This window comes from Lancefieldella parvula (assembly GCF_963547875.1).
Lineage (GTDB): Bacteria > Actinomycetota > Coriobacteriia > Coriobacteriales > Atopobiaceae > Lancefieldella > Lancefieldella parvula_D.
In genome coordinates this window covers 21,396-27,469 of sequence record NZ_CAUUSI010000014.1, presented here as the reverse complement: position 1 = coordinate 27,469, position 6,074 = coordinate 21,396, and the positions used below count along the sequence as shown (strand labels likewise).

The window sequence follows — 6,074 nt, the reverse complement described above, 5'->3', positions numbered from 1 at the left end:
TCTCGGGCTTCTTTAGTATTTCTGCTTGAATAATACAGGGCTTCCCCGTATAGTTGTTAGCGCGCTTTTGCACGCCAGCATAGCTCAGTTGGTAGAGCACCGCTCTCGTAAAGCGGGGGTCATCAGTTCGATCCTGGTTGCTGGCACCATCAACTACTAAATAGCCGCCTTGTGCGGCTATTTTTATGCCGCTAGTGGCCGCTTATCGCTTCTGCTAAACAGCTTTCATGATTCGAGAGTAAACTAGCGTTACACGATAGTTTGCGAAAAAATAGATTAATCTGTTGACGAGTGGAGGATAAATGACATGTATTAGACCACCTTACTTTTTAACCAATCGCGATTGGTATACAACCCCAGAAGATGAAGGTATCGACGATTTCTTTTTTGATGATGGTCGCGGATATCACATTAAAGATGAGGCTCCAGAAGAAGCAAAACAGAGTTATATAGATTTCTATGCAGAAGATCCGGACTTTCCAGGGATTCATTTCCATTAGAGAGCCACAATCAAATCCATGTGAAACAACTGCAACGTGATGGGTATAGACAAAGTAGTAGTAATTACTAACAAAAGGAGTTTTTATGGCTACTCAGAATCTTGAGCTTTTCTATAAGCCAACCTGCCCATACTGCCACAAGGTCATGTCCTTTATGGAGCAGAACAACATCGAGCTTCCTATGCACGATATCGTTGCTGATGACGCAGCTCGCGAGCGCCTTATTGAGGTTGGCGGTAAGCGTCAGGTCCCATGTTTGTTCATTGACGGCAAGGCAATGTATGAGTCCGGCGACATCATCAATTACCTTTCTGAGGTCTTCCATGTTTCTGGTTCAAACGATGACTCAGACGATGGTTCCGCTGCAGCTGCTTGCACCATCGGCGGTGCTTGCTCCTTCTAAGATTGTTGCCGAGAAACCCGTCAAGCAGTAGGTTTTCTCGCCTTGTTTACACAAATCCCTCTGTTCCAGGATATGGAGCAGAGGGATTTTGCGTTAGAAAACGGGGTAGTTTATAACTCTTCAGCCCTATTTGCGTCAGTTAACTCTTTAGGCGTGCTACAGCGTATTCGCTAATGAGCAGCAAGAAGAGGATGAGGATAGAGGAAAAGCTACCAATAACTGCGCCGTTAAGACCAGTAAAGCTGACCATCATCCAGATAATAGGGATGGATACAACAAATGAAATCAGGTAGGCACGCGTAACTGCCTTTTGAGCTCGCATGATGGTGATGAGCTGGTACAAAAAGTCGATTGCAGCACAAAGGCCACCGGTGGCTACCATAATGCGTGCAAGTCCGCGATACTGCTCAAAATCAACGCCGTACAAGAAGCTGTTAAGAGGAATGCCAATAAACTCAACAAATGCTGCAGTACCTGCGGTGACTACCGCGATGGCTCCAAACAGGGCAAGTACCATTACGCCAAAGCGCTTCTTATTAGCCGGATTGTGGATAGAGGTTTCTAGCAGACTGGCAAGCTTAAAGAGCTGCGGCCTGTAGATGAGCGTGGAGATCATCAAAATAGTGTGAGCGGGGAAATAGAGCGCATTGAAGTACAACTGGTTGCTGTAAGAGAGTGTACCTTCCATGGCAAACTTTGGCAGCGAATCGATAAGGTTGTAGAGGAAAAGCGCCAAAAAGAGAGGCCAGCATTGCACAAAGATATCTTTGATGTTTGCAAGCTTGAAGTGCACGCTTTTATCGGTCTCAAGAATGGCTAGGGGAGCAGAAACAAATACCAAGGTGACAAGAGCGCAAATACCCATGCTCCAACTTGCCCATACAAGATTTCTGGTAACAAATAACACAAGCGTGAAGAGAATAAAACTTGTGCTACACCTCAGCGCTTGACTGAGTCCTGCTAGATAGAGCTTGTCCTTTTGCTGCAAGCGGCCTTCGTAGACATCGGCCATACCGTCAACTGCCCTAAAGAGCAACGCTCCCGTGCAGATAGAGAACATGGGCTCGGCATAGCCTTTGAAGAAACACCAAATAAGGCCAGCTGTCACCATGACAACAACGGTAGCTGCGCGTTGAATCTGGTAATCAGAAAAACTACGTTGTTCAGCTATGTCGGAAACTTGATACGTGCGAACACCGTATTGGGCAATAAAAAACAAAAGCGTTGCCACAACAAATGCCATGGAGAAAAGTCCTGCTTGTTCAATGCCAACAAGCTGAGAACAAACAACAGTTAAAAGCGGGAAAAGTGCACCCCAGGCACTTTGTCCAAGTGCATTGAAGAGATAATCCTGGGACGTTTGATGTGCCAAGTATTGCTCGTCTTGATTAGCAATATCGCCAGAGACCACGGCAGAGAGAAGCCTGGTCCACCATGTAACCACAATGCCAGGTTGACCCCCGTTTGTGCGCGAGTCATCAAGTTCATAGCGAGGTGTGCGAAGACGCTCTACCTGCTTATGTACGGAAGAATTGTTGTACGCAGTACGACTTTTCTTGAATGGATTGAGCATGTAAAACCTAAAATCTTCTTTAGCGTGGCCAGAAACTTTGATATATCAATTTTTATTTGCTATATCGATTGTAGTCCACGATGTACATTAGGTAACAGATTGACAAACAATCGTACGAAGATTGTTACAAAAGAGTATGGTAGATACTATGTATTCAGAGTCATGTGGGAAAGGATGAGCATGGCAGGCAACCTTCAAGATTCAAATCTAGAGTCCAGCAATGCTTCTTTTGACGAGAAACCCATCGATGGTGCAACAACTTCTGAAGTAGCTCAGTCGCTTCTTGAACGACGCGGGAATGAGATTGCTGCTGCTCGTACCCTTATTCAAGCGCTTAAAGCGCCAGCTCCTCTGCGCGATAACCTTACCTTCTTTTTGCGTTTGGTAAGAAAAGTGCTTGCTGAGTACAATCCAGATCTTCTTACTAGTTTTGACACGTTGTTGGTTGAGGCAATTAAAGCTGGACCAGATGATTTGTCTACAACTCGTGCACCTTTGCTGCTTGAGGCAATCAATGCGGTACTCAAAGTAGATTCAGAGAAGGAATCGCTTAATGCTTTTCTGCGTTTTGCTTCTACCATTGACAACCTAAGCATGGAAGACTCCGTGCTTCTCATGCGCGCATTTGTAACTTTCTTCCACTTAGCAAATCTTTGTGAAGAGAATTATCGCGTTACCAGCCTACGCTCTCGTGAGGCTTCTGTTGATCCATCTTCTGCAGAAGACCCTATCAATGAGATAACCGTTGCATATAGACAGCTTATTGACGAGTGCGGTGAAGAAGAGGCAAAAGCACGTCTTAATCGTCTTGAGTTCCACCCCGTCTTTACCGCGCACCCAACTGAGGCTCGTCGTAAAAACGTTGAGCGCCGAATCCGCACCATCTCAGAGCTTCTTGATGAGCGTCAGAGGCTTGGTGGTCCTGCTCGTGTGGAAAACGAGCGTCGCATGCTGCAAGAGATTGACGGCCTATTCCGTACGTCTCCTATCGGTCATAAAAAGCCAACTCCTTTGGAGGAGGCAGATACTGTCCTCAACATTTTTGATACCACCCTTTTTGAGATGGTTCCTTCGGTATATCGCCGCTTTGATAACTGGGTGCTGGGAGAAAACGCTGGTTGCGTGTCGCCTGTCTGCCCACCATTTTTCCGTCCAGGTAGCTGGATTGGCTCCGACCGCGACGGTAACCCTAATGTTACCGCTCTGGTTTCTCGCCAAGTTGCCGAGAAGTACCGTGTACACGTACTGCAGGCACTGGCTCAGGCTACCAAGGAAGTCAGTCGAGGTCTGACGCTTGATGGTATTTCTACTCCAGCTTCGCCTGCGCTTGCTAATCTTTGGGCACAGCAGGTAGAAATGAGCCAGGCCCTGACCTCTGGGGCTATTGATAAGGCTGGGTCTGAGTTGCACCGTGCGGCAATGCGCGTCATTTCTGGCCGACTCAGCGCCACCATTGAGCGCAATGCTGACCTGATGTATCAAAACGCTGAAGAGTTTATTGCTGATCTGCGCGTTATTCAGGATTCACTGGCTCAAGCAGGGGCTTTCCGTATTGCCTACGGTCCTGTTCAGAAGCTTATCTGGCAGGCTCAAACTTTTGGCTTCCACTTGGTGGAGATGGAGTTCCGTCAGCACTCTTTGGTGCACAAGCGTGCGCTTGCAGATATTGAGACACACCCATCAACTGCCGAGAAACCCGCCAAACTTGATGCTATGACGCAGGAGGTGCTAGATACCTTCCGCTCCATTGGATCAATTCAAAAGAAGAACGGCATTAATGCTGCTCGTCGCTATATTATTTCGTTTACGCAGTCTGCTCAGGATGTTGAGAATGTCTATAAGCTTGCACGTCTTGCGTTTGCAAATGAAGAAGACGTTCCTGTACTAGACGTTATTCCACTCTTTGAGCAAATTGAAGACCTTGAGAATGCTGTTGCCACACTTGACCAGGTAATTCAGCTTCCTGAGGTGCAGGCGCGTCTTGCTCAGACAGACCGCAAGCTTGAGGTCATGCTGGGCTATTCCGATTCCTCGAAGGATGAGGGACCAACTACGGCAACACTGGTACTTCATAAGACTCAGGCTGCTTTGGCAGAGTGGGCAGAGAAGAACTCCATTGACCTCATCTTGATGCACGGACGTGGCGGTGCAGTTGGTCGTGGCGGTGGTCCTGCAAACCGTGCTGTTCTTTCTCAGCCCAAAGGCTCAGTCAACGGTCGCTTTAAACTTACTGAGCAGGGAGAAGTTATTTTTGCTCGCTATGGTGACCCAACGCTTGCTCGCCGTCACGTAGAGTCCGTTGCTGGAGCAACACTGCTTCAGATGGCACCTTCTATTGAACAGAAGAATACCCAGACAGACGTGAAGTTTGCTTCGCTCGCTTCTGAGCTTGATAACGCGTCCAAGCAGCGTTTCTTGGAGCTCATTCACTCCGATGGCTTTGCTGAGTGGTTCTCGGTTGTTACCCCTCTGACAGAGATTGGTCTTCTCCCCATTGGTTCAAGACCTGCAAAACGTGGCCTGGGCGCCAAGTCTCTTGATGACTTGCGTGCTATTCCATGGATTTTCTCCTGGTCACAGGCTCGTATCAACCTGGCTGCTTGGTATGGACTGGGCAGTGCCTGCGAGGCAGTAGGGGATATCGAACGCCTCCGTGAGGCATATAGAGAGTGGCCGCTGTTCACTACGTTTATCGACAACATTGAGATGTCAATCTCCAAAATTGATGCTCGTATTGCAAGACTTTATCTGGCTCTGGGTGATCGCCCTGAACTTTCGGAGATGGTTCTCTCCGAGATGTCGTTGACGCGCAAGTGGGTCCTTGCTATCACCGGTAACAAGTGGCCGTTGGAGAACCGTCGCGTGCTTGGTCCTGTTATCCGCCTGCGTCTTCCATTTGTTAATATTCTCTCGGTTACGCAGGTGCATGCCCTGTCTGAGCTTCGTATAAGGGATGACATGCTTACTCCAGAGGCACGTGCAAACATTACGTATTTGATTTTGTGCACCGTGTCTGGTGTTGCCGCAGGTCTGCAGAATACGGGCTGATGTCGCACCGCTTGTCGTAAGCTTGAGCAAACAATCGTTTATGTTTACGTAAAACTAGGATTACCTGAAATAAAGTTGCAATATTTACAAGGCGAGAAACCACTGGTAGACAGAGTTTCTCGCCTTATTTTTTACTTTAATTATTAAATGAAAGTTGAATTACCTTAACTTTTAGTTGATACTAATGAAGTAAAAGTTCGAAAGAGCAAACTTAGTTTGCCTACGTTATTTTGGGGGATGCATGGATACAGAAAAGACCTCACAGGGTCCCGCAAATTCTGGTCCAGTTCTTCCTCTTGCCATGCTTGGTGAGGGAGAGACTGCGCTGATCGTAGCGGTTAAGGGTGCTTCTGACCTTCGTCAGCACCTTTCTACACTTGGATTTGTTGAAGGTGCAGAGGTAAAAGTTATTTCACGCGTTAACGGAGACGTTATTGTCAGCGTTAAGGGCGCACGACTTGGACTGAACCGTCAGATGTCTTCGCACATCATGGTTTCTCCGCTCTAAACACTTTGTTGTATTGCGCTGCTGGTAAAACCCGCAGCTTTT

At 47.5% G+C, this 6,074-nt stretch carries 5 protein-coding genes and 1 tRNA gene; 5 read left to right on the top strand and 1 reads right to left on the bottom strand.

Translation table 11 applies throughout. The annotated features are described in order from the left end of the window. The first annotated feature begins 73 nt into the window (after positions 1-73). The 3 genes from RWJ96_RS05655 (at position 74) to RWJ96_RS05645 (ending at position 903) form a co-directional block, all read left to right on the top strand. Positions 74-149 (top strand) — tRNA-Thr (locus RWJ96_RS05655). A 153-nt stretch (positions 150-302) separates the two neighbouring features. After that, complete coding sequence (locus RWJ96_RS05650) at positions 303-500, top strand: hypothetical protein (RefSeq protein WP_314019388.1); 198 nt, start codon at positions 303-305, stop codon at positions 498-500. An 85-nt stretch (positions 501-585) separates the two neighbouring features. Continuing rightward, positions 586-903 carry a glutaredoxin domain-containing protein gene (locus RWJ96_RS05645; RefSeq protein ID WP_035432322.1) on the top strand — a complete coding sequence of 106 codons (318 nt, stop codon included), beginning with the start codon at positions 586-588 and terminating at the stop codon, positions 901-903. Between the two features lie 139 nt (positions 904-1,042). Here the strand turns inward: RWJ96_RS05645 and RWJ96_RS05640 are convergent, their stop codons facing one another. Further along, positions 1,043-2,476, bottom strand: coding sequence for a lipopolysaccharide biosynthesis protein (locus RWJ96_RS05640; protein WP_314019387.1), 1,434 nt, complete (start codon positions 2,474-2,476; stop codon positions 1,043-1,045). 180 nt (positions 2,477-2,656) lie between these two features. Here RWJ96_RS05640 and RWJ96_RS05635 point away from each other — a divergent pair, with 180 nt between their 5' ends. Further along, on the top strand, positions 2,657-5,524 hold the full coding sequence (locus RWJ96_RS05635; RefSeq protein WP_314019386.1) for a phosphoenolpyruvate carboxylase: 2,868 nt from the start codon (positions 2,657-2,659) through the stop codon (positions 5,522-5,524). A gap of 241 nt (positions 5,525-5,765) precedes the next feature. Then, positions 5,766-6,032, top strand: coding sequence for a FeoA family protein (locus tag RWJ96_RS05630; protein ID WP_314019385.1), 267 nt, complete (start codon positions 5,766-5,768; stop codon positions 6,030-6,032). Positions 6,033-6,074 lie beyond the last annotated feature (42 nt).